The sequence below is a fragment of the Mediterraneibacter hominis genome (genome assembly GCF_014287475.1).
GTDB lineage: Bacteria > Bacillota > Clostridia > Lachnospirales > Lachnospiraceae > Mediterraneibacter > Mediterraneibacter hominis.
Window position 1 is genome coordinate 160,773 of the sequence record NZ_JACOPF010000004.1, and the last position, 22,158, is coordinate 182,930.

23 protein-coding genes and 2 tRNA genes are annotated in these 22,158 nt (G+C 42.4%); 2 read left to right on the plus strand and 23 right to left on the minus strand.

The window, feature by feature from the left end:
• Nucleotides 1–154 precede the first annotated feature (154 nt).
• Nucleotides 155–1,630: an aminoacyl-histidine dipeptidase gene (locus H8S37_RS15255; RefSeq protein ID WP_186876930.1), complete on the plus strand. Its 1,476-nt coding sequence runs from the start codon at nt 155–157 to the stop codon at nt 1,628–1,630.
• A 7-nt stretch (nt 1,631–1,637) separates the two neighbouring features.
• Here the strand turns inward: H8S37_RS15255 and H8S37_RS15260 are convergent, their stop codons facing one another.
• From H8S37_RS15260 to H8S37_RS15335, 16 genes are all read right to left on the minus strand, one after another.
• Complete coding sequence (locus H8S37_RS15260) at nt 1,638–1,985, minus strand: hypothetical protein (RefSeq protein WP_186876931.1); 348 nt, start codon at nt 1,983–1,985, stop codon at nt 1,638–1,640.
• Nucleotides 1,985–2,338, minus strand: coding sequence for a PqqD family protein (locus tag H8S37_RS15265; RefSeq protein ID WP_186876932.1), 354 nt, complete (start codon nt 2,336–2,338; stop codon nt 1,985–1,987). Before H8S37_RS15265 ends, H8S37_RS15260 begins: the two co-directional genes overlap by 1 nt.
• Before the next feature lie 114 nt (nt 2,339–2,452).
• Nucleotides 2,453–4,333 (minus strand): OPT family oligopeptide transporter, encoded by a 1,881-nt coding sequence (locus H8S37_RS15270; protein ID WP_186876933.1) that lies wholly within the window; start codon nt 4,331–4,333, stop codon nt 2,453–2,455.
• 399 nt (nt 4,334–4,732) lie between these two features.
• Nucleotides 4,733–4,806, minus strand: a tRNA-Pro gene (locus H8S37_RS15275).
• A 60-nt stretch (nt 4,807–4,866) separates the two neighbouring features.
• Nucleotides 4,867–4,937 (minus strand) — tRNA-Gln (locus H8S37_RS15280).
• 127 nt (nt 4,938–5,064) lie between these two features.
• Nucleotides 5,065–5,898: a diaminopimelate epimerase gene (gene dapF / locus H8S37_RS15285; protein ID WP_186876934.1), complete on the minus strand. Its 834-nt coding sequence runs from the start codon at nt 5,896–5,898 to the stop codon at nt 5,065–5,067.
• A 74-nt stretch (nt 5,899–5,972) separates the two neighbouring features.
• Entirely contained in the window at nt 5,973–6,941 is a 969-nt protein-coding gene (locus H8S37_RS15290; protein ID WP_186876935.1) for a carbohydrate kinase family protein, read from the minus strand.
• Nucleotides 6,942–7,023: 82 nt separating this feature from the next.
• Nucleotides 7,024–7,971 carry a TIGR03943 family putative permease subunit gene (locus H8S37_RS15295; protein ID WP_186876936.1) on the minus strand — a complete coding sequence of 316 codons (948 nt, stop codon included), beginning with the start codon at nt 7,969–7,971 and terminating at the stop codon, nt 7,024–7,026.
• Between the two features lie 26 nt (nt 7,972–7,997).
• A complete protein-coding gene (locus H8S37_RS15300; protein WP_186876937.1) occupies nt 7,998–9,071 on the minus strand; it encodes a GTP-binding protein in 1,074 nt (357 codons plus the stop codon).
• Nucleotides 9,058–9,837 carry an exodeoxyribonuclease III gene (locus H8S37_RS15305; RefSeq protein WP_186876938.1) on the minus strand — a complete coding sequence of 260 codons (780 nt, stop codon included), beginning with the start codon at nt 9,835–9,837 and terminating at the stop codon, nt 9,058–9,060. The genes H8S37_RS15300 and H8S37_RS15305 overlap by 14 nt, the downstream gene beginning before the upstream one ends.
• Nucleotides 9,838–9,898: 61 nt before the next feature.
• Nucleotides 9,899–10,633 (minus strand): tRNA pseudouridine(38-40) synthase TruA, encoded by a 735-nt coding sequence (gene truA, locus H8S37_RS15310; protein ID WP_186876939.1) that lies wholly within the window; start codon nt 10,631–10,633, stop codon nt 9,899–9,901.
• Nucleotides 10,620–11,261, minus strand: a complete 642-nt coding sequence (locus tag H8S37_RS15315) for an ABC transporter ATP-binding protein (protein ID WP_243207218.1) — start codon at nt 11,259–11,261, stop codon at nt 10,620–10,622. Before H8S37_RS15315 ends, truA begins: the two co-directional genes overlap by 14 nt.
• Nucleotides 11,262–11,265: 4 nt before the next feature.
• Complete coding sequence (locus H8S37_RS15320) at nt 11,266–12,102, minus strand: ABC transporter ATP-binding protein (RefSeq protein WP_186876941.1); 837 nt, start codon at nt 12,100–12,102, stop codon at nt 11,266–11,268.
• Complete coding sequence (locus tag H8S37_RS15325; protein ID WP_186876942.1) at nt 12,102–12,920, minus strand: ABC transporter permease; 819 nt, start codon at nt 12,918–12,920, stop codon at nt 12,102–12,104. The genes H8S37_RS15320 and H8S37_RS15325 overlap by 1 nt, the downstream gene beginning before the upstream one ends.
• A complete protein-coding gene (locus tag H8S37_RS15330; protein WP_186876943.1) occupies nt 12,917–13,855 on the minus strand; it encodes an ABC transporter permease in 939 nt (312 codons plus the stop codon). Before H8S37_RS15330 ends, H8S37_RS15325 begins: the two co-directional genes overlap by 4 nt.
• 35 nt (nt 13,856–13,890) lie before the next feature.
• Nucleotides 13,891–15,435 carry an ABC transporter substrate-binding protein gene (locus H8S37_RS15335; protein ID WP_186876944.1) on the minus strand — a complete coding sequence of 515 codons (1,545 nt, stop codon included), beginning with the start codon at nt 15,433–15,435 and terminating at the stop codon, nt 13,891–13,893.
• Between the two features lie 165 nt (nt 15,436–15,600).
• Between H8S37_RS15335 and nrdR the strand changes: the two genes are divergently transcribed.
• A complete protein-coding gene (gene nrdR / locus H8S37_RS15340) occupies nt 15,601–16,050 on the plus strand; it encodes a transcriptional regulator NrdR (RefSeq protein ID WP_186876945.1) in 450 nt (149 codons plus the stop codon).
• Between the two features lie 63 nt (nt 16,051–16,113).
• On the opposite strand, the gene H8S37_RS15345 is transcribed toward nrdR, so the two are convergent.
• The 7 genes from H8S37_RS15345 to H8S37_RS15375 form a co-directional block, all read right to left on the minus strand.
• Nucleotides 16,114–17,013 (minus strand): alpha/beta hydrolase fold domain-containing protein, encoded by a 900-nt coding sequence (locus H8S37_RS15345; protein WP_243207224.1) that lies wholly within the window; start codon nt 17,011–17,013, stop codon nt 16,114–16,116.
• Nucleotides 17,013–18,053: a LacI family DNA-binding transcriptional regulator gene (locus H8S37_RS15350; RefSeq protein WP_186876947.1), complete on the minus strand. Its 1,041-nt coding sequence runs from the start codon at nt 18,051–18,053 to the stop codon at nt 17,013–17,015. The genes H8S37_RS15345 and H8S37_RS15350 overlap by 1 nt, the downstream gene beginning before the upstream one ends.
• 21 nt (nt 18,054–18,074) lie before the next feature.
• Nucleotides 18,075–18,935 carry a polysaccharide deacetylase family protein gene (locus H8S37_RS15355; RefSeq protein WP_186876948.1) on the minus strand — a complete coding sequence of 287 codons (861 nt, stop codon included), beginning with the start codon at nt 18,933–18,935 and terminating at the stop codon, nt 18,075–18,077.
• A gap of 31 nt (nt 18,936–18,966) precedes the next feature.
• Nucleotides 18,967–20,043, minus strand: coding sequence for a rhamnose ABC transporter substrate-binding protein (locus tag H8S37_RS15360; protein ID WP_186876949.1), 1,077 nt, complete (start codon nt 20,041–20,043; stop codon nt 18,967–18,969).
• A gap of 212 nt (nt 20,044–20,255) precedes the next feature.
• Nucleotides 20,256–20,510 (minus strand): PRC-barrel domain-containing protein, encoded by a 255-nt coding sequence (locus tag H8S37_RS15365; protein ID WP_186876950.1) that lies wholly within the window; start codon nt 20,508–20,510, stop codon nt 20,256–20,258.
• A gap of 101 nt (nt 20,511–20,611) precedes the next feature.
• Complete coding sequence (locus H8S37_RS15370) at nt 20,612–21,751, minus strand: DUF4317 domain-containing protein (protein ID WP_186876951.1); 1,140 nt, start codon at nt 21,749–21,751, stop codon at nt 20,612–20,614.
• Nucleotides 21,744–22,157, minus strand: a complete 414-nt coding sequence (locus H8S37_RS15375) for a MerR family transcriptional regulator (RefSeq protein WP_186876952.1) — start codon at nt 22,155–22,157, stop codon at nt 21,744–21,746. Before H8S37_RS15375 ends, H8S37_RS15370 begins: the two co-directional genes overlap by 8 nt.
• Nucleotide 22,158 lies beyond the last annotated feature (1 nt).

Here is a 22,158-nt window from a genome sequence, read left to right on the forward strand (position 1 = left end):
AATACTCCTTTCTAATCTAAAATTACATATTTATAATCATATCATAAAACGGAAGGTTCCGTCGATAATAAATAATACCAATGCATGAATCGAAAGAATCTGTTATAATTTAAAAGAAACGCTTTAAAAACATAAAAAAGTAAGGAGACAACATATGGATTATAAAATCAGTGGATATAAACCTGCACAATTATTTCACTTTTTTGAAGAAATCAGTGCAATTCCAAGAGGTTCAGGCAATGAGATGCAAATCAGCAATTATCTTGTAAGCTTTGCTGAAGAAAGAAATTTATGGTATCATCAGGACTCCAGCTACAATGTCATCATTAAAAAAGAGGGGAGCAAAAATGCCGAATCTCTTCCATCTGTCATGCTTCAAGGCCACATTGACATGGTGTGCGAAAAACATAACAGTATAGACCATGATTTCACACAGGACGGTCTGGAGCTTTTCATAAGAGATGGGGTTCTATTCGCAAACGGTACCACGCTGGGGGCAGATAACGGAGTTGCTGTGGCACTTATGCTGATGGTATTAGATGACAAGGATATTGTCCATCCGCCGTTAGAATGTGTATTTACCACAGCAGAAGAAGTAGGACTCTTAGGCGCAAAGGCGCTCGACAAGTCCCTTCTTACAGCACGTACAATGATTAATCTGGATTCCGAAGAAGAAGGAATCGCTACAGTAAGCTGTGCCGGCGGTGTCCGAATCGAATTGACCAAGGAAGTAAAACGGCAGTCTGTGTCTGGTACACTGCTCCATATAAGTATAAAAGGACTCTTAGGCGGACACTCTGGAAGTGATATTCATAAAGAGCGCCACAATGCAAATCTTCTTATGGCACGAATGTGCTGCCGCCTGATGGAAGAAACAAACGGACAGCTCGTCCGTTTCATAGGAGGAAACAAGGATAATGCCATTCCTCGGGAATGTGAGGCAGCGCTTGTTTATACAAATGCGGAAGAAGCACATAAGGCAGAAGAAACTGCCCGTCAGCTTATCTGTCAGTTCCAGGAAGAAATCTTATCAGATGAACCGGACTTTTCCAGCACACTCACAGCCGAAAAAAACTGCCTTGTCTCTGCTTTAGATAACAAGGATTCCCGTTCCTTCCTTCTGGCTATGTATCTGGCCCCAAACGGAGTACAGAAACGAAATCTGAAAATGAATGGCTTTGTTGTCGCTTCTTCGAATCTAGGTGTCGTCAAAACACAAGACGATAAACTAACCATTGTATTTTCACCTCGTTCTTCTGTTCCCTCTTTATTAGAGGAGCTAAAAGCACACTTTGAGATTCTCGCAGAAACCTTCGGTTTTAACACAGAATTTATTGGAGAATATCCCGGATGGAATTACAACGAAAATTCTGCCATCCGAAAAGTTTTCCAGGAAAGCTATAAAGAGCTCTTCAAAAAACCTTTAAAAATAGAAGCTATCCACGCTGGATTGGAATGTGGATTATTCTGTAATGCAATTCCCGATCTGGATGCCATTGCAGTAGGCCCAACGATTCTTGATTGCCATACACCGCAGGAACACCTTCCTCTCGATTCCTTTGAACGTTTCTACCAATTTTTAAAGGATGTTTTAAGAAGGCTTGCAGCTAAATCTCACTCTCCTAACTGATGACTGCTTACTTCCTGAGGCGATACCACACCTTCCCGTTATCCTCTTCTTCCATAATGATTCTCTGTCGTATCATATAAGGAAGAATGGAGTCCAAAAATGCCTTTGTATCTGTAACCTTTATTTTTTCTTTACTGAAGGGCTGGCCTGCGGTCAGTCCTTCTACTGCCTTTTCCAGCTCCTGTACAGACATCCTTCCGTTTTTTTGTAATACTTTTTTCACCTTCGCCACTCCCCTGGCACAAAGTAAATTCGAAAGCTCCTGCTGCTGCCGCATAGAACGCCACAGTCCCCACGCATAAATGATAGCTGCCGCAACAGCAAATAGTAAAATATATGGAATATACTGCAGCATTATTTTTTTTCTTCCTCTCTCCAAACAATCAGATGGTTATCTTTTAAAATCTCTATAAATTTAATCAGCCGCGCCAACGAATTTTCCATCTTTGGAAATTTTTTCTCAAGCTCCTGTGAAAGCTCATGCACATCTTTTCTGCCATCTATCAATACCCAAACAAAGCTGCCGTATTCATCCAATGCAATCTCGCTTACCCGCGGACGGTGAAAAAATCGCTGGGCAATTTTATGATAAAACCCTTTCCACTCAATTAATACCGTTACTTTCCCACTGTCATCAATGCGGTATTCTATCTCCGGATTTTTCGCCGGCACAAAGTCCAAATAATTCTTTTCTTCTTTTTTCCTCATTTTTTACCTCCCGGCAATATAACGCAAAAAGCCTGGCTTAGTAATTTTCATATAGAAAGAAACAGCCTGCTTAGAACAGGCTGCATCTCACACAGATTTTCTAGAAACCCAATACTATTTTTCTTTCTTTACACACAGCATATACAGTCCTGCCAGAAGCACAAAGAAAATAATCAAGCTTCCAGCCTGAGGAAGCGCAAACGGCAGCACAAGCTTATCATCCAGTTCCAGAACAGCAAGCACCGCTAATACAATTCCAATGATTCCCTCTCCTGCAATCAGTCCGGATGTAAACAGCACGCCCTTCTCTGTACGCTTTTTCTTCTCTTCTTCACTTCCTTTGCGGCGCTCTACCAAATAACGCACAACACCGCCTGCCATAATTCCTGCGCTTAAGCTAAATGGAAGATACATGCCTACCGCAAATGGAAGCACTGGAATCTTCACAATTTCTACCGCAATAGCAACGCAAACACCCATCAGAATCAATGCCCACGGAAGCTCCGCATTCATAATCCCTTCTACCAGCATTTTCATCATAGTTGCCTGCGGCGCGGGAATTTGGTCAGAGCCATACTTCCATGCCTCATTTAAAAGATACAAAACAAAGCCAATTGTGACAGAAGAAGCCAATACGCCTACCATTTCCCCTATCTGCTGCTTCTTCGGCGTCGCACCAACAATAAAACCAGTCTTTAAGTCCTGAGAACAGTCTCCTGCTATTGCCGCAATTACACAAATAATACCGCCGATCGCAATTGCCCCTACCATACCTGTTGTCCCATCTGTTCCCGTTGCTTTTAAAAGTAAGGTAGCAATAATCAATGTAGCAATTGCCATACCAGAAACCGGATTATTTGAAGAACCAATTAGTCCTACCATACGGGAAGAAACGGTTGCGAAGAAAAAGCCAAACACAACTACGACAAGCGCGCCTATCGGACTTACCGGAAACGCCGGAACAAGCCATATCGCAACCGCAATTATAAGAACAATCGCCAGCAGAACCGGCATAGAAATATCCTGCTCTGTCCGCAGAGCGTTTGACTTTACACGCCGATTAGACATACTTGCCATCGCCTGTTTAAAAGTACGGATAATCAGCGGAAAACTTTTTACAAGGCTGATGATACCGCCCGCAGCGACTGCTCCCGCACCAATATACTTAATATAGTTATCCCACAGTTCAGCCGGCGCCAGTGTACTGATCGGGTCCGCTGCCGGAAATATCGTCGCCCCAGCTCCAAATAATGCCATCATTGGCATAAGAACAAACCAGCTTAATGTGCCTCCGGCAAGCATATAGCTTGAAATTTTGGGCCCGCAGATGTATCCTACTCCGGCAAGGGCAGGAAGCACCTGAATTCCGATATGAGAACCTGTATATCCCTTGAAATCATATCCAATCTCACTTTGAAATACCTTCAACCCGTCTGCGACAAACTTATACGCCGCAGAAATTCCCAGACCGGCAAATACAGTTCCTGCCTTACTTCCTCCCTCTTCACCTGCCAGAAGGACTTCCGCACAGGCAGTTCCCTCCGGAAACGGAAGTGTGCCATGTTCTTCTACAATTAATGCCTGTCGAAGCGGCACCATAAAGCAGACTCCGAGAATCCCTCCTACAAAGGCAACCAGAAAAATTGTCACAATACTCGGAGCATCTATTTTTCCTTCCTCTGCCCACAAAAACAGAGCCGGTAAAGTAAAAATAGCGCCGGCTGCCACAGATTCTCCCGCAGATCCAATCGTCTGTACCATGTTGTTCTCTAGAATAGACTCCCTGCGAAGAATTACACGTACAATTCCCATAGAAATAACCGCCGCTGGAATAGAGGCTGAAATTGTCATGCCGACGCGCAGTCCTAAATAGGCATTTGCCGCGCCAAACACAACCGCCAGGAGAATACCAATCAAAATAGAAGTGATTGTAAATTCAGGAACAACACGCTCTGCCGGAATATATGGCTTAAATTCCGTCTTATTTTTTTGCATAAATACTTTCCATTCCTTTCCTTTTATCAATTTTCCTTAAATTTTATCAATTTTTAATAAGTCTTGAAAAATTATATCATTTTATGTCAATAAAAGAAAGAAAAAAATTACTTTTGTAAAATTCTTATAAAATTATCCTCTGCCATCTATGAAACTTTATGAATCACCCCCAACATAAAGAAAACGACTCTTGCAAAGAAGATTGTATTTTTTCTTGAATGAATCACAGAGGTTCCTGAAATTTATCTATGTTCCAAAACTTGAGCATAAAACAACAGCCAGTGAGTGCATTTTATGAGTATAAGAATTATCTTGTAACGACAAAAAAACTTCCACTTTAAAAAATGGAAGTTTTTTAGTGCCATCTATTTTCAGATTTTGTGGCATCTCAATAAAAAATCGGAGTGACGTGATTCGAACACGCGACCTCTACGTCCCGAACGTAGCGCTCTACCAAGCTGAGCCACACTCCGAAATCTTATTCACTTTTCTCTTAAAGTGAAATTAAGAATCTGCTCTGTGCAGATTCTTAACTACGGATAGAGGACTCGAACCTCTACTAACAGAGTCAGAGTCTGCTGTGCTGCCATTACACCAATCCGCAACACTGATGTCTCGTCCTTGTCAGACGCAACAACGTTATTATAGCAGACTCTCTGGAAAAATCAAGTAGTTTTTTTAATTTCTTTAAACTATTTTTGCCATCTGCATTTTTCTGAATATTCTGACTTTTACTCTTTCCACTCTCCGTCAAATACAACTTCCGCCGGTCCGGTCATATACACCTTATTTTTCTCTCTGTCCCACTGCACAAGCAAGTCTCCTCCGAGCAGCTTTACGCATACTGTATCCTCTGTCCTACCGTTTAATATACATGCCACAGCAACTGCACAGGCGCCTGTTCCACAGGCCAGCGTTTCACCGGAGCCTCTTTCCCATACACGCATCTTTACCGTCTTTTCGTCCAGTACCTCGACAAATTCTGTATTCACTCGGTTCGGAAACCTTTCATGCTCTTCAAAAGAAGGGCCTATCTTCTCGATTTCCATACTGTCTATTCCATCCCAGAAGATCACCGCGTGCGGATTTCCCATAGATATACAGGTCATTTTATACTCCGCCCCGCCTGCAATGATAGAAGCGTCAATCACATTTTCTCCTTCTGCTTTAACCGGAATCAGTTCCGGCTCTAAAATAGGGCTTCCCATGTCTACCTTCACAAGGACAGCCTTTCCATTCTCCACTGTCAAATCTAAATATTTTATTCCTCCTAATGTCTCAACTGAAATCTGCTTTTTATCTGTCAATCCATAATCATATACATACTTTGCCACACAGCGGATTCCATTTCCACACATTTCTCCTCTGGATCCATCTGCATTGTACATTTTCATCTCAAAATCTGCTTTGTCGGAAGGACAGATAAGAATCAGACCGTCTGAGCCCACTCCAAAATGGCGGTCACTGATTTTCTTTGCCAGTTCTGAGGGATTCTCTATTTTTTCCTGAAAACAGTTCACATATACATAGTCATTGCCTATCCCCTGCATTTTAGTAAATTTCATCTTTTCTTTCCTTTCGCTTGTCCGCTATAATATATTTCTTAATCTATGTTCTATATGCAGTAAAAGCTCTGTTTTTACTCCGTGCTGCCTTCCATTAACTTCCGCACATCTTCTCTTTGCGGCATTGCTTTTATTGCCCCTTTTCTGGTCGTTACTAAAGCAGCGGCGGCGTTTGCAAATGCCAACATCTCTTTAAGCTGCTGTTCTGTCAGATTTTCAAAATTATGTTCCAGGATATAATTCAGACAACTTCCGCAGAATGTGTCGCCGGCGCCTGTGGTCTCGATTGTCTGCACAGAAAATCCCTTTCTCTCGACGCGCATCCCCTTATAATATGCTCGACTGCCTTCTTTTCCCATCGTTAAAAAAATCAGCGGTATCTTATATCTCTCCTGCAAATATGCGATTCCTTCATCGTAATCTTCTTTTCCAGACACAAATTGGATTTCATTATCTGAAATCTTCAGAATATCACAGAATTCAAATCCATATTCCATCTGTTCTTTTGCAAGTGCAAGTGAACTCCAAAGTGGAGGACGCAGATTCGGATCAAAAGAAATCAGTGCCCCGCTGCCTTTTGCAATATCTAATGCTTTCTTTGTAGCTTCCCGTACTCCTTCATGTGTCATAGAAAGCGTACCAAAGTGGAATATCTTTGTCTCTTTCAAAAATGCCGCATCGACTTCATCTTCCTTAAGCATCATATCCGCGCCCGGGTTCCTATAAAAGGAAAACTCTCTGTCGCCGTCTGGAAAGGTATGTACAAACGCAAGTGTAGTATTTACCTTTTCCTCTTCCAGAAGATGAGAGGTATCAATTTTCACTTCATCCAATGTATTTCTAAGAAGCTTTCCAAACTGATCTTTACCCACTTTTCCGAAAAACGCTGTCCGCTTCCCCATTTTATTCAGAAGCGCAAGCACATTGCAGGGAGCTCCTCCCGGGCAGGCTTCGAACAATGCATTTCCCTGCCCACTCTGTCCATTCATTGTAAAGTCAATCAGCAGCTCCCCCATTGCGATAACGTCGTATTTCTTTGCCATATCATAAACCTCCTCTGTCTTTTTCCTTCTCTCCAATATTCCACTTTGATGTATAAGAAACTGTCTCTTTCATACTACAGGCTTAATTGAAATACACCAGCTCTTCAATCGGCTCTGCGTCTTCAATATGTTCCGCCTCCAGAACAGGGCCTTTGCCGTGATATACTGACACGTTCGCAAACCCTACCTTCGCCCGAATCTTTACCCACTGCCCAGGCTTTAGTTTCGGCGCGTAAGCGCTTTTACACACATATCCCAAAAAGGTTGTATCATCCGCACAGCAGGTCATTGCCATTCTCCCGGGAAGAAATACTTTTGAAGGAAACGTACGCGGTTTTAGTACCTTTGCTGTAAATTCAATTACTTTTTTATTATACCTGTCCGGATTTTCCATCATGTCCACATACCAGATTCCATAATCTTCTCTGCGGATTTCAATAACCGGCGCATCCAGATTGTAAGGAACGTCTCCTTCAAATATATTTTCAATCTCTCCTTCTTCCCCTTCAAATATTACTTCCGCCTGCGGGCTTACTACTTTTACACTTCTCCTGTATCCTGCCAGCGGCTTTATATCTGTACAGCGGTTAAATAAGACCAGCTCTGCTCCTCTGACCATTTCTACAAACAATGGCTTCAGATTCGTAAGGTACATCTGAAAGGTGCTCGCATCCACAGTCGTAATCTTCTGTTCTATCTCCCAGCCTTCAGGAAGAGACAGACTTTCAAAGTCACTGACTTTCCACAAGCCGTTATACTCTATAATCACACGCTGCGGCCGATACTTTTCTTTCATCCTGGAGAGCCATTCTTCTGTCAGTTCTTCCTGTTCTTCTACCCGTTCTATGACGACCCCGTATTTGAGCATTTCACCCGAATTATATTCTTCTTCCCCATCTTCGCACAGAATAAGAAGTGTTTTCCCATCAATCTGAAAATACTCCTGCTGTAAGGTAAATTTTAAGAACTGAGTTTTTCCGCTGTCCAAAAATCCTGTCATCAGATATACCAATGCTTCTGGTTCTTTCATCTGTTTTCTCTCCTCTCAAACAACCATTATACAAGCCCAAATACTTTCTCCAGCTTTTCCTCGTTCAATTTAGATCCGATTACACAGATCCTTCCCGTATATTCCGGCGCACCGTTTCGGACTTCATGCTCCTGCGGTACCATATCAAAGTAAATCCATTCCCCGTCTTTTCCTGCAACCATTCCTTTTGCACGCAGTACGGTACCAAATCCCGTATCCTGTTCTAATTTCTTTAATATACTTTCGATCTCATCCTTTGTATAAGCATGGATCGTCTCTCTTCCCCAGCTTGTAAAAACTTCATCTGCATGATGATGTTCATGTCCACAGCCACATTCTGCATCATGGTGATGATGATGTTCATGCTCTTCATGTCCATGGTGATGGTGATGCTCATGCTCCTCGTGCTCGTGATGGTGATGCTCGTGTTCTCCATGCTCGTGATGATGATGTTCCCCGCACACCGGGCATATCACTTCCGAAAGCAGCTCTTCTTCTAAGGATTTGCCTGCCTCCATCACCTCAAGAAGCTTACTGCCGGACAGTTCATCAATCGGCGTTGTGATAATCGGAGCCTTTTTGTTTAGTTCGCGCAGCAATGCGACGCTCTCTTCTATTTTATCCGGTTTTGCCTTGTCTGTACGGCTTAAAATAACAGCCCCTGCATAGGCGATCTGATTGCTGAAAAATTCCCCAAAATTCTTCCGGTAAATTTTGCACTTTGTCACATCCACAACCGTAGTAAAACTGTTTAACTGCGCATCGATACTTTCCTGTACATCCCGCACTGCCTTGATAACATCTGACAGCTTCCCTACACCGGACGGCTCAATCAGAATTCTCTCTGGGTGGTACGTGTCCACCACCTCTTTTAAAGATTTTCCAAAGTCTCCTACAAGAGAACAGCAGATACATCCAGAATTCATCTCCCTGATTTCGATACCGGAATCCTTTAAAAACCCACCGTCAATTCCGATTTCTCCGAATTCGTTTTCTATCAGAACTACCTGTTCCCCTGTAAATGCCTCCTTCAGCATTTTTTTAATAAATGTCGTCTTTCCGGCTCCTAAAAATCCAGAAATAATATCAATCTTTGTCATATAAACCGTCTCCTTCTTTTAAATCTAATTCTACCGGACAGTGATCTGACCCCATCACATCTGTCAATATCTTCGCGTCTTCCAGTCTGTCTTTTAAGCTCTCTGACACACAAAAATAATCAATCCGCCACCCCGCATTTTTCGCGCGCGCGCTGAACCGATATGACCACCATGAATAGATTCCTTCCTGATCTGGATAAAAATATCTATATGTGTCAATAAATCCTGCCTCCAAAAGCTCTGTGAACTTCTGCCGTTCCTCATCCGTAAATCCCGCATTTTTCCGGTTTGTCTTTGGATTTTTCAAGTCAATCTCTTTGTGTGCCACATTCATATCCCCAGTCACAATCACAGGTTTTTCTTCTTCCAAATGCTTTAAATAAGCCCGAAAGTCCTCTTCCCACTTCATCCGGTAATCAAGCCGTTTCAGCTCATTTTGAGAATTTGGTGTATATACTGTCACAAAATAAAAATCCGCAAATTCACAGGTTATAACTCTGCCCTCCTGGTCATGCTCTTCTATCCCGATTCCATAGGTTACTGACATGGGCTCTTTCTTCGTAAAAACCGCGGTTCCTGAATATCCCTTTCTCACCGCATAATTCCAATACTGATGATACCCTTTTAAATCAAGACTTAACTGCCCTTCCTGCATTTTTGTCTCCTGGATACAGAAAATATCTGCATCCGCCTTTTCAAAAAACTCTAAGAATCCTTTCTGTACACACGCACGGATTCCATTTACATTCCACGAAATAAGTTTCATATTCGCCTCCTTCGTTCTGTCTGATAATACACAAGGACAGATATTCCCATACCTGCCCCTTTTAATAATATACTTCTTTTAAAAACAGGCCCTTTGCCGGAGCTGTAAAACCTGCCTTCTCTCTTCTGCCGGTTTCAAGTGCACTGTATATGTCTTCCATTGAAAGCTTACCCGTACCAGCATCAAGCAAAGTTCCTGTCAGAATCCGCACCATATGATATAAAAATCCATTTCCGCGATACTCAATCCGAACTTCGCCGCCTTGTCCGGCTATCATTATATCATAAATTGTCCGTCTTGTGGACTTTTCCTCTTTTTTATCTGTAAATGCCCCAAAATCATGTGTCCCTGTCAGAATTTCCGCCGCTTTTTTCATACTGGTCTGGTTCAGGTACTTTGGGTAATGAAACGAATACCGCCGGCCAAACACCCCTTGCTTCTCTTTCGTATCAATGTGGTACTCATAACACTTGCCGGAAGCGCTGTAACGTGCGTGGAACCCATTTTTCATAAGTTCTGCGCGAAGGATCCGAATATCTTCGGGAAGTTTAAGATTGAGAGACTCCTGAAACTTTGTTTCTGATACCTTGCCGCTTAAACAGATGGACACCGTCTGTCCTTTTGCATGTACGCCTGCGTCCGTACGTCCGGAGCCGTTTACTTCCACCGGATAGCCCGCTGTTTTTTCTATTGCTTTTTCCAGTATTCCCTGAATTGTATTATCGGTACTCTGCTGCTTCTGCCATCCCTGATACCGGGTGCCATCATAGCTTACCGTCAGTTTATAGGTTCTCATACTCGGTCACTTTCCTGTCTTTTAAGAATAACACCCGGCTGCAGAGCATACTTATTACATCCAAATCATGGGAAACAAACAGATACGCTATCCGTTCTTTTTCCTGCAGCTCTCTTAACAGCCGGATCATCTGTGCCTGTACAGTCACATCCAATGCAGAAAGCGGCTCATCGGCAAGGATAAGCTTTGTCCCCGTAAGCAGTGCAAGAGCAATACTGATGCGTTGTCTCTGCCCTCCACTCAATTCTCTTGGATATTTATCGTAAAATTCCTCTGGAAGATGCACCTTGCTTAACATTTCTTCTACTGCCTCACGTCGTTGTGTCTTTATATATTTCCTTTCCAGCTTCAATGGTTCTTCCAGAATCCAGCCCACTTTTTTTCTTGGATTGAGCGATTTATAGGGATCTTGAAAAATCATCTGCGGACGTTTTGTATAGTGCAGAATCTCGCCGTCATACTCCTTTAAAAGTCCAAGCGCACATTTACACAGCGTTGATTTTCCACTCCCACTCTCTCCTGCCAGACCTACAATTTCACCCTCGTAAACCGAAAAGGAGATATCCTCTAAGACCTGCTTTTTCTTCCGTCCCTCCCGATAATAAACATTCACGTGTTTTAACTCCATGACCTTATTCTCCATGAACTCCACCTGCCTTTTCTTTAAACAGCCCATAATAGGCACTGTTCGTCTGCCTTGGAGGAATCGCCTCAACCAGTTCTTTTGTATACCTTGTTTTTGGCCTGGCAAAAAGACCTTCCGCCGTCCCCTCTTCCAAAATCTCGCCGTCTTTCATAACAAGCACTCGGCTGCACAATTCCTTGACTACCCGCAAATTATGGGAAATAAATAAAATTCCCATTCCATACTTTCTGTTCAGCTTCTTTAAGAGCTTTAAAATTTCTTCCTGTGTATATACGTCCAGGGCTGTCGTCGGTTCGTCTGCAATCAGAAGCTTTGGACGGCATATCACTGCCGCCGCAATCATTGCCCTCTGACGCATTCCTCCGGAAAGTTCATGCGGATATTTCTTGTAAACTGTCTCCACATTCTCCAATTCTACGTCTTTTAACGCCTCCAGTGCTTTCTCTTTTCTCTCCTTGCGCGTCATTTTTTCATGTAACAGGAGCGCCTCTTCCACCTGCCTTCCAATCTGCATTGTCGGATTAAGCGCTGTCATTGGCTCCTGAAAAATCATGCTGATTTCCTTTCCCTGGAGCTTGCGCATTTGCTGTCCTGTCATAGAAAGCAGCTCTTTTTCTTCTATCTCTATTCTTCCGCTTTCTAAAACCGCATTTTTCTTTAAAATTCCTGCGATTGCCAGGGCTGTCATTGTCTTTCCGGAACCGGATTCTCCGACAATTCCCAGAATCTCCCCTTTCTCCATAGAAAATGAGATTCCCTTTACAGCCTGCTCCATGCTCCCCCTGTCGTCAAACCATATAGACAGATTCTCTACTTTCAGCATTATCTTCCACCTCCAAATCTGTCCAGAATCCCTTCTCCTAACATTCCCACACCCAGAACCAGAAGTACCAGAAAAACACCTGGAAAAATTGCGCACCATGGGCCTCCCGCCAGATAGGTCTGCGCCTCTGACAACATTCTCCCGAGGCTTGCATCTGGAGGTTGTACGCCGATTCCCAGATAGCTCATCCCCGCTTCTGCCAGAACCGCATTATTAAATCCGATAGTAAGCGACGACAAAAGCGCCGGCAAAATATTGGGAAGTATATGCACAAATAAAATTCGCCAGGCAGGTACACCAATCAATTTCGCACTGATGACATAATCCTCTTTTACGCACCGCATAAACTCTCCCCGTACAACCCTTGCAAAGCTGGGAATAAACGCGATTCCAAGCGCTGCCATCACCTTATATTTTCCAGGGCCTGAAATACTTATGATAACCAATGCCAGAAGAACACTTGGAAACGCCGCCAGTGCATCATTGATTCTCATAAGTCCTTCATCCAGCCAGCCGCCAAAATATCCGGTCAGTGCCCCGATTATAATTCCTGCTGTTCCTCCAATTACAATCGTCCCTGCCGCAACCACAAATGTACTGCCAGCTCCGGTCAGCACGCGGCTTAATACATCCCGCCCAAACTGATCTGTTCCAAACAGGTGCGCAAAGGAAGGCCCCTGTAACTTCAAGGTACCTGCCATTGCTTCCGGATCATAGGGAGCCCAGAAGAATCCCAGCACAATCAATACCGCCATAACACCTGTCACCGCGGCTCCTGCTGTAAAATAAAAAGAATCTGGTTTCTTATGTTTTCTCATATTTCAATCCTCTTGTCTAATTTACGGTACAACAAATCTACTACGGCATTTGTCACCAGAATCACAATCGCAATCAGCACAATCACTGCCTCTACAACAGGATAGTCTCTTTTCGATATAGAAGAGATCAGGGTTCTTCCAAGTCCTGGGATCCCAAACACCTGCTCTATCACAATACTGTTGGCAATCACATCCGCTATCATTACACCTAAAAAAGTAATCACCGGCAAAAATCCGTTTTTAAATACATGGACAAACAGGACTCTCCAAGGGCCATTTCCTCGGCTTTTGGCTGTGCGCACATAATCTTGCCCTAATTGATCTAACATGGAGCTTCTTAACATCTTCATTGTCATTGCCGCCTTTGGGAGCGCAATGGCAAGAGACGGCAATAGTAAGTATCCTAAAAAGCCCGCCAGGTTTTCTGTATAGGAAATATAGCCTCCCGGTGTAAAAAAATGAAAGACCAACCCGAACAAAACGGTCAGAAGCATACCGATAAAAAAAGGCGGCACTGACATGAGCACCTGATTCAGTGCCAGAAAAATTCTGTCCAACATATGGTTTTCATAGTAAACACACAAAACTCCCAACGGAATAGACAATAGGACAATAAACAAAAATGACATCACCGTCATAGTGACTGTGATCGGGATTTTGTCCGCGATCAGTTCCTTAACTGGAATCTGATACGAATAGGATGTTCCCATATCACCTGATACGAAATTTTTTACCCATTCCCCATAACGAACTGTCAGGGGGCGGTTCAGCCCCATCTCGTCACGCAGCGCTTCCACCTTTGCTTCCGTCGCTTCTGTGCCCAGAATCGTCCGAGCCGGATCCCCTGGTATAATCTCAAATGCCAGGAAAGCAAGGATACTGACAATTAATAATGCGATTATAAGACCTGTTATTTTTTTTATAATAAACTTCATGCTTTCCTCCAAAGGCTTTCTGCTTTTGCAGTTTCCTACTCAACCATATAAATCGTAGACATGTCCTGCACATACAAAGGATAAAACTCATATCCATCATATTTGTCACTGACTGCCACTAAGTTTGCAAGATCCTGAATATATACATTTGCGGCTTTCTCTGCAAGAATTCCTTCCAACTCTTTATATAATTCTGTCTGCTTTTCTTCATCCACTGTAGAGATTGCCTCTTTAAATATTTCGTCGTACTTCTCGTCTTTAAAATTGATAAAGTTTCCCTCTGCATCTGACACAAACCGTTCCAACATAGCTCGCGCGGACAGGTTAGAAGCATCCACTCCCACTACAGTAGACTGAAAATTGCGCCCTGCATAGACGTCCTCCAGCCAGGCTTCCCACTCGATCGGTTTAATTGTCACGTTCACTCCGATATTTTTCAGCTCCTCTGCTATCACCTGCGCCGTATCTACATGCGGCTGATCCGCCGAGCTTACCGTAATTTCTAAATCAAATCCATCTGGATACCCTGCTTCTTTTAGCAGTTCTTTCGCCTTCTCGTAGTCCTGCTCATAATAGTTTGTATAGGATTCGTCAAAATATTTCTTCAATCCCGGATACATGCTTGTCCCTACACGCACCCCTTTTCCATCCGCTATCATCGCCATAATCTCATCTGGATTGACGGCATAGCACAACGCCTGGCGCACCTTCTCATTATTTAACGGCTCTGCGTCATTATTCAGGTACAATGCCTGTACCAGGTTCATTGTGCCTTCCTCAATATGAAATCCTTTTGTAAGCTCGGCTGCCTGTGCAGATGTCAGACGCATATACATATCAATTGAGCCACCCTTTAAATTCGTGACTACCATATCTGCGTCTGCCACAATCTTAAATTCGACTTCATCCAGATGTGCCTTCTCTCCCCAATAGCTCTCATTTTTCTTTAAAACAATATTTTCCTGCGGGGAACGGGACTCAAATACAAACGGCCCTGTGCCCACCGGAGCTGTCTCCAGTTCTTCGTAACCTTCAGGAATAATTGCGGTCGTCATATAGGCAAGAAATTCCGTATTCGGCTCTGTCAGACGTATCTCTATTGTTTTCTCATCCAGGATATTGACGCTCTCAATAATAGAATACGCCGATACAAACGGTTCTCCGTCTGACGTATCGGCGCATCTGTCAATTGAATATTTTACATCTTCTGCCGTAACGTCCTTCCCATTATGGAACTGAACCCCATCACGCAAAGTAAAGGTATATACTTTTGCATCTTCTGAAATTTCATAACTGCTCGCTACGGCTTCTACTAAATTTCCATCCTTGTCTGGCTTCACCAGACCTTCATAAATGTTAAACAAAACCTCTTTTGTTCCTGCCGCAACTGCTTTGTGTGGGTCAAGACTGTCCAAATCCTGGGAAATACCAACACGGATACTCCCACCTTCGACCGGTTTTCCTGAAAGTTCATTTTCGGTTGCAGACGCTGTTTGATTCTTATCACCTGAACACCCGTTCAGTGCAACAGACAAAACAACTGTCAACACCAAAAGAATCGCTGTACCTCTTCTTTTCATGTCTGTCTCCTCCTTCAAATAACCTTCATTATTAAATTGTCGAACTCATTGTAAGGGATTTTTCTATATTTTGCAAGTGTTTCCTTTGCAAAAAGCAAAGGGATTGTGTATACTGAAGTCAGAATGAAAGTAACACCAGAAATAGCAAGAAAGGCAGGTTCTCATATGAAGTGTCCATATTGTGGTCATCCAGATACAAGAGTCATTGATTCCAGGCCGGCAGAAGATAAAAATTCTATCCGCAGGAGGCGTTCCTGCGATGAATGTGGCAAACGTTTTACCACATATGAAAAGGTAGAGACGATTCCCTTGATTGTAATAAAAAAGGACAACAATCGGGAACAATATAACCGTTCCAAAATTGAGCATGGTATTTTAAGCGCGTGCTATAAGCGCCCTGTCTCAGCGGTTGAGATCCAGAAGACAATCGACTCCGTTGAACTGGAGATCTTCAACCGAGAAGAAAAAGAAATTCCAAGCAGCCTCATCGGAGAGATTGTAATGGATAAATTAAAAGCGCTGGATCCTGTCGCTTATGTAAGATTTGCTTCTGTTTACCGAGAATTCAAGGACGTCAATACCTTTATGGATGAGCTGAAAAAATTTCTTCAATAGAAAAAATGTACTCTGTTAAAAAAGTGAGAGAAAGCGGAATACATTGTTCCGCTTTCTCTCACCCTATACTCTTTCTTGTATTTTGGACTGGATCCAGTCACAGATCTTGTCCGTATGCTTTACGGCAAGTTTTCTTTGTATTCCCCTGTTTTGCCATTTTGTCTTCAGATCTATATAAGCATAGTTAAAATGATTTTCTATAAATCCATGCAGAGCCTCTCTCTCATAACAGAATTCTACAGATACTCCCGACTTCCTAAGCAATTTTCCATAGCTTTTTCCACCTTGATTCAGATTATCTCTGCCACATAACAGCAAATATGTATCCGGCATACCTTCCAGCATTTCTACCTTCATTAACTCTGGTGATACCATCGGGTTTTTTAAATTCTGCTCTTCCGTATAATAATAGGCAAATGTGTCCATAAGCTTTCCTTTTACGGAGAGACGGATCCTCTGTCTTTCTTTCGACTTCCTATAGACATCCATATATGGATAATCCAGAATCTGACTTCCAATAGCATGTACACCACTTTGTTTGTCCATAAATGCAGCCCCTGCTGCCAGATTTGCCCCCGCACTGTGTCCCCATATAAGCACATGTCCCTGTTTCAGTCCATACTCCTTATATACGTGTTTCACACATGCAAAGACATCCTCTACACCTGTTGGATATTTATATTGCGGAGATCTCCGGTAGTCACACGCAACAACCGGAATTTTCAAGCTCTCATGGATATAGGCACATAAATCATCATCATCTCGGGCCGTATTATACATAAAACCGCCGCCATGTACTTCTACAATCACATAGTCCCTGCGAGTACTCTTCTTATCATAATATAAGGCCTCAAAGCTACACTCTCCTGGAAGTTCCCGGACTTCTCCAAGAAGCTTGCGCTGCCCTCTTTTCTGCATATACTCCTGGCTTTGAACAATCTGCTTCATCGTATAATACTTCATCACATTCTTCCTCTCCTGCCAATCTGCCGCGTAGTCTGCCGGACGATTATCTCTCCTTCGAAAATCTTTTTGGTTTTTTCTTTCGCACCCTTTCTTATCTGATCTATCAGCATTTCCGCTGCTATTTTCCCCATCTCTCTCGTAGGCTGGGCAATGGTAGTCAGCGCCGGACAAGTCAACTCTCCCAATGAAATATTGTCATACCCAATCACACTGATGTCTTCCGGCACATGTATCCCTGTATTGCACAGCGCAGTTACACAGCCAATCGCTAATAAATCTATCGCCGTCATAAGTGCATCCGGCCGTTCCCCTTTAAGAGACGCAAAATACGTTCCCGCCTGAATTCCTGCTTTCATATAATCCGTATTCTGTTCTGCCGGACACTGATAAACAAACTGAGGCAAATAGGGCAGGCCGCACTCTTTCAGCCCATCTTTAAACCCTTCAAAACGTGACTCTGTCGCCTGGATACTATCCATATTACGAATATATCCAATCTTTTTACAGCCCGTCTTTTTCAGAAAATGTACCCCTTGCATCGTAGATAAATATCCGTCCGTATATACGCAGGATACATTTTCTTTTTTCCCTATTACTTCATCCATGAAGATAATAGGAATCTCCTCTGAAATCTGCTTTAAATAACGCATCATAGCAGGTTTCACGCCGTATGTATTATATATAATACCATCTATATTGCGCTTCAGAAGTTCATTTATATATTCCTTTTCCGATATGGCGTTTCCTGTATTGCAGACCATTACCATATAGCCCTCACGCACAGCCGTATCTTCTACTCCGTTGAACATCTCTCCATAAAACATATTCGTATATTCTGGCACGAGAAAAGCAATTGTTTTCGTCTGCCCTGTCCGAATTCCTTTTGCAAAATAACTCGGCGAATACTGAAGCTGGGCGATTGCATCTTCCACCGCCCTTTTTGTCTCCGGCTTCACTCTGGGATCCCCATTTATCACTCTGGAAACTGTTGATTTAGAGACATGTGCTATTTTAGCCACATCAAAAATCGTTGCCATGCCGTTCCTCCGTTTTATTTACTATGGCTCTATTATAGCAGTCCCGCCACTTTTAATGCAATATATTTTACGGTCTATCAAAAGCCATACGTCCTGCCATGACGGATTATAAATATAATCTCCGGTAGACGAATAAACCAGGCTGTCCACTGCTTTTATATAGCTGCATATCTCTCCGTTTGTGGCATACCAAACGTCTGATTTTCCTGACGCTTTCCTTAAAAATTGTTCTATCATTCCCCATTGTTCATATGCGTCAAACTCATAAGCATGCCCCCACAAATAAAACAACATTAATGCATTATAATCCTCATTGCTTACTGGCTGTAAAAATTTCTCCAATAGTTCAAATACACATGTTTCTGTGTGATGACAGGTAGGATTCCATTCCAAGAAATCTTCAGGCAGGAAAAAGGAACCTGTACTTTGTATCGTCCTGGCATATGTGATTCCGCAATTTTTCGCAGCATCTTTTACTCTCTGATTGTATGTTCCAAATGGATATGCCATTCCTGTAACAGGCGTATGCGTTATTTCTTCTAATACCTTTCTGCAATGTGCTATTTCATATGCGGCCATACCCTCTGGAACTCTGGCAAGATCAGGATGGGTCATCGTATGTACGGCAATTTCTTGCCCTTCATATACACTGTGTATCTTTTCTTTTTCCCATTTATAATGACTGACGTCGATTCCTGGCTGTTTTAGCCAATCCCTATCTCCCATCAATCCTGCGTTTATATTGAATGTTCCTTTTACTTTATACTGATTCATCATGTCAATCAGTCTCTCATCCTGCGTTACGCCGTCATCATAACTCAATGTCAGCGCCTTTTTCTTTCCACCTGGAAATAATGGAATGTCCTGTCTCAACCTTAACATAAAATCTTTTTCCTTTACCTGCCAAACTTTTTTAATAAATATCTTTCCATTCATCAATATTAGAAGAATCGAATTTAAACGGAGGCCCAAGAATAACCTCTGTACCGCCATCTTCACATTTTGTAATTGTATAAGGACTATTTTCCATATCCCCAGCTTCAAAGGTCTCACCTTCGGCGCCGGTAATTTCACCTTTTACCAATGCAATAGACACATATGCGGATAATCTGCCTACATCTTCTGGATTCCACAGGAACATATAAGGACAGGAATGTTTATCGTCATCCCCAATATATTCTGACATTTCTGATGGAAGCCCCAGTCCTGTAAGTTTTACAGAAGATTTTTCATCCTGCAGTACCTTTGCCGCAGCACTGATGCCAACTGTCGTAGGAGAACAAATCACTTTCAAGTCAGGATATTTCTGAAGCAAAGCCTGCGTCTGATCTGTTGACTTTTGCGGCTCATCATCTCCATAAGCTACTTCTACCAGTTCCAGCTTTGCATACTTTTCATCTTTCATAATTTCTTCCATAGATGCGATCCATGCATTTTGATTCGCTGCCTGGCTGCTCGCTGATAAAATTGCAAACTGTCCTTCCCCTCCGGAAATATCTAATACGGCGTCTGCAAGGGCCTGTCCGATTTCTTCTGTCCCCGCCTGATTGACAAATGTCTGCCGCACCTCCGGTGCTACGTTAGAATCTAAAGAAGACACTTTAATCCCCGCATCCATCGCTTCTTCCAGAGCCGCTGACAGAGCATTTACATCATTACTTGCAATCGCAATAGAATCTACTTCCTGGGAAATCAAAGATTGAATAAGTGATACCTGTGCATCTGCTGTCGCTGCTTCGGGCGCTTTTACAATACATTCTCCCCCTTCAGCTTCGATCACTTTTTGGAAGCCTTCTGCTTCTTTCTCCGCATAGGGATTTCCTGCATTTCTTATAATAATCGCAAACTTTTTACCTGAGATGTCATCTACAGAAGTTGTCTCCTGGTCTGTTGTTACATCATCTTCTTTCTCTGTGCTGCTTCCGCATCCACCTAATAAAACAGCTGCCATAGACAGAGAAAGAAGCCCTGCCACTAATCTTTTTTTCATACTTTTTCTCCTTTCTTAAGGTAACGTTCCCTCAAATTTTATTATATTTTTCATAGCATATATTATTTTATATATGCTTTTTATGAGAACGTTCCCATTTATGATTCTGTTATATATTATCTTCATACTTTTTTCAAGTCTTTTTTTCTTACTTTTATATTTTTGACATTTTCACCAAATATGTTCTCACTTTTTTATACAATTTAACCGGTCTAAAATTTTTGCAAAAACTTCTCTTCTTGAATCTCCACAAGTATAATATCCGGCCCTATCTTTTTGATGCAGGAAAAAGGAATGACATACTCGCTGTCGGTTCCTAAAAAACCACAGATTTTTCCCGGCCCTGGAATGATAATCGCTTCTACGCAGCCATCACAGATATTCATCTCAATATCCACCACACACCCCAGTCTTTTACAATTACATATATTAATCACTTCTTTTTCCCTTAACTCACAGATTCTCATAGTACAGCATCTCCCCAGCCGGCAGCATATCCTTAATGTTATTGTATGCTACCTTTTTTCATATGGTTACTGTACATCTGATAAATTTCATACCGGATTTTTTATATTTCTTTTGTTTTCATTGTCTTTACATTGATTCCATTTACTTCAATATGATCATCTACGGCTATAACGAGACACTGTCTACCGTCTATCACCCTGGTTTCAATCAGATCCAAACGTTCTGGATTGACTTTAATAATTATATCCGGCGTCTCAATATTGAATTTCCTTGTTTCCGTGATATTTGCCGCCAGAAGCGATGCTTTCTCTCCCACATTCTCTTCAAAATTTCTTTCAAAATGTTCCATCTTTTCATTTGGAACTCCGCTTTTTTCAAAAATCTTCTTCATATCTGTTTTATCCAAGGTAAGCGGCTCTGGCTCTTCTTTGTGTTCCTCTATCATCTCATGCAGAGTCTCGTGAATGCTGCGTACAGTCTCATAGTCTCCGTCCTCCCCCAATGTGTCCTCGATAATCATCTGAAAGGTTTCTTTCTGTGTATCTGCAGACATAGGCATAGAGGCACCCAGAACATGCTCTATCATTTCCGGCTGTAAATCTTCTGATTTTTTCGTATAATACAGTACTCCATGAAGATCTGTGCTGCGGTCTGTAAAAGCGGGGAACAAAAACCCTTTATCCGGCATATCCACGACCCAGTCTCTAACTCTTTCTTCAATACGATTGTCCTGCGCATTATAAGAAAGTCCCGCTTTCGAAAGGGACACTGGGCAAATACTACACATTAAATATTCATATACTTCGTCGGACGCATCAAACATCTCTATTCCGTCTGAAGATTTTCCCGGTATGTCGTACATTGCATGAATCAGTATAATATAATAATTTTCTTCATATACGTAGCTTGCGATGACTTTATCATAAAACTCTTCTAAGAGCATATCATCTTCCAATTTGCTGTTCTTTAGTTTCAGCAAAAATTCCTGTGCCCCTCCCGGCATCTCCGCGTCTAACGGGAACGTCAAATCCAACATATTTTTTCCCATTGTTCCAGACATAGTCTTTTTAAATATGTCAAAATATTTAAAGGCTTCTTCTTCTGGAAGAGACAAAAATGCCTCCTTCGATTCCAGTTTTTTATTTTTTTCATGATCTACATAACATCCGCAGATTCTTGTAATAGCACAGTTTGCCGGTGTAAATTGTTTACGGATTTCCAGTACTTCTTTTTTATTCATATTCGTTTCCTTCCTTCGTAGTCATACTATGTTTCTGCAGTCTTTTCTCCACCTGCATCAACCCTCTCTCATATATTTCAATTTTTTTATCCAGCCTCTCCAGGGATGCCTGCATCTGTGCAATTCTTTCCTGAAGCTGATTCCTCTGTTCTATCAAAAGCTCTTTGCGCGCGTCGATGGTTGCATCTCCTTTCTGGAATAGGGCAACATATTCAATCAAAGCTTCAATCTGCACTCCTGCGGCCCGAAAACATTTCATCATTTCCACCCATCCTAAGGACACCTCATCATAGTCCCGGATCCCACTCTTATTTCGCGGAACCGGAGGAATCAGCCCGATTCTTTCATAGTACCTGAGTGTATCTGGTGATATATCATATTTTCTACTCACTTCCGCAATTGTCATT

Excerpts from the sequence above, each read along its gene's own strand:
- H8S37_RS15355 (WP_186876948.1), bottom strand. The coding sequence starts at position 18,935 with ATGTTAAGGTTGAGACAGGACATTCCATTATTTCCAGGTGGAAAGAAA.
- H8S37_RS15305 (WP_186876938.1), bottom strand. The coding sequence starts at position 9,837 with ATGAAACTTATTTCGTGGAATGTAAATGGAATCCGTGCGTGTGTACAG.
- nrdR (WP_186876945.1), top strand. The coding sequence starts at position 15,601 with ATGAAGTGTCCATATTGTGGTCATCCAGATACAAGAGTCATTGATTCC.
- H8S37_RS15295 (WP_186876936.1), bottom strand. The coding sequence starts at position 7,971 with ATGAAAGAACCAGAAGCATTGGTATATCTGATGACAGGATTTTTGGAC.
- H8S37_RS15290 (WP_186876935.1), bottom strand. The coding sequence starts at position 6,941 with ATGGCAAAGAAATACGACGTTATCGCAATGGGGGAGCTGCTGATTGAC.
- H8S37_RS15325 (WP_186876942.1), bottom strand. The coding sequence starts at position 12,920 with ATGAGAAAACATAAGAAACCAGATTCTTTTTATTTTACAGCAGGAGCC.
- H8S37_RS15335 (WP_186876944.1), bottom strand. The coding sequence starts at position 15,435 with ATGAAAAGAAGAGGTACAGCGATTCTTTTGGTGTTGACAGTTGTTTTG.
- H8S37_RS15315 (WP_243207218.1), bottom strand. The coding sequence starts at position 11,261 with ATGGAGTTAAAACACGTGAATGTTTATTATCGGGAGGGACGGAAGAAA.
- H8S37_RS15345 (WP_243207224.1), bottom strand. The coding sequence starts at position 17,013 with ATGAAGTATTATACGATGAAGCAGATTGTTCAAAGCCAGGAGTATATG.
- dapF (WP_186876934.1), bottom strand. The coding sequence starts at position 5,898 with ATGAAATTTACTAAAATGCAGGGGATAGGCAATGACTATGTATATGTG.
- H8S37_RS15320 (WP_186876941.1), bottom strand. The coding sequence starts at position 12,102 with ATGCTGAAAGTAGAGAATCTGTCTATATGGTTTGACGACAGGGGGAGC.
- H8S37_RS15260 (WP_186876931.1), bottom strand. The coding sequence starts at position 1,985 with ATGCTGCAGTATATTCCATATATTTTACTATTTGCTGTTGCGGCAGCT.
- H8S37_RS15360 (WP_186876949.1), bottom strand. The coding sequence starts at position 20,043 with ATGAAAAAAAGATTAGTGGCAGGGCTTCTTTCTCTGTCTATGGCAGCT.
- H8S37_RS15255 (WP_186876930.1), top strand. The coding sequence starts at position 155 with ATGGATTATAAAATCAGTGGATATAAACCTGCACAATTATTTCACTTT.
- H8S37_RS15265 (WP_186876932.1), bottom strand. The coding sequence starts at position 2,338 with ATGAGGAAAAAAGAAGAAAAGAATTATTTGGACTTTGTGCCGGCGAAA.
- H8S37_RS15370 (WP_186876951.1), bottom strand. The coding sequence starts at position 21,751 with ATGAATAAAAAAGAAGTACTGGAAATCCGTAAACAATTTACACCGGCA.
- H8S37_RS15270 (WP_186876933.1), bottom strand. The coding sequence starts at position 4,333 with ATGCAAAAAAATAAGACGGAATTTAAGCCATATATTCCGGCAGAGCGT.
- H8S37_RS15300 (WP_186876937.1), bottom strand. The coding sequence starts at position 9,071 with ATGACAAAGATTGATATTATTTCTGGATTTTTAGGAGCCGGAAAGACG.
- H8S37_RS15330 (WP_186876943.1), bottom strand. The coding sequence starts at position 13,855 with ATGAAGTTTATTATAAAAAAAATAACAGGTCTTATAATCGCATTATTA.
- H8S37_RS15375 (WP_186876952.1), bottom strand. The coding sequence starts at position 22,157 with ATGACAATTGCGGAAGTGAGTAGAAAATATGATATATCACCAGATACA.
- H8S37_RS15365 (WP_186876950.1), bottom strand. The coding sequence starts at position 20,510 with ATGAGAATCTGTGAGTTAAGGGAAAAAGAAGTGATTAATATATGTAAT.
- truA (WP_186876939.1), bottom strand. The coding sequence starts at position 10,633 with ATGAGAACCTATAAACTGACGGTAAGCTATGATGGCACCCGGTATCAG.
- H8S37_RS15350 (WP_186876947.1), bottom strand. The coding sequence starts at position 18,053 with ATGGCAACGATTTTTGATGTGGCTAAAATAGCACATGTCTCTAAATCA.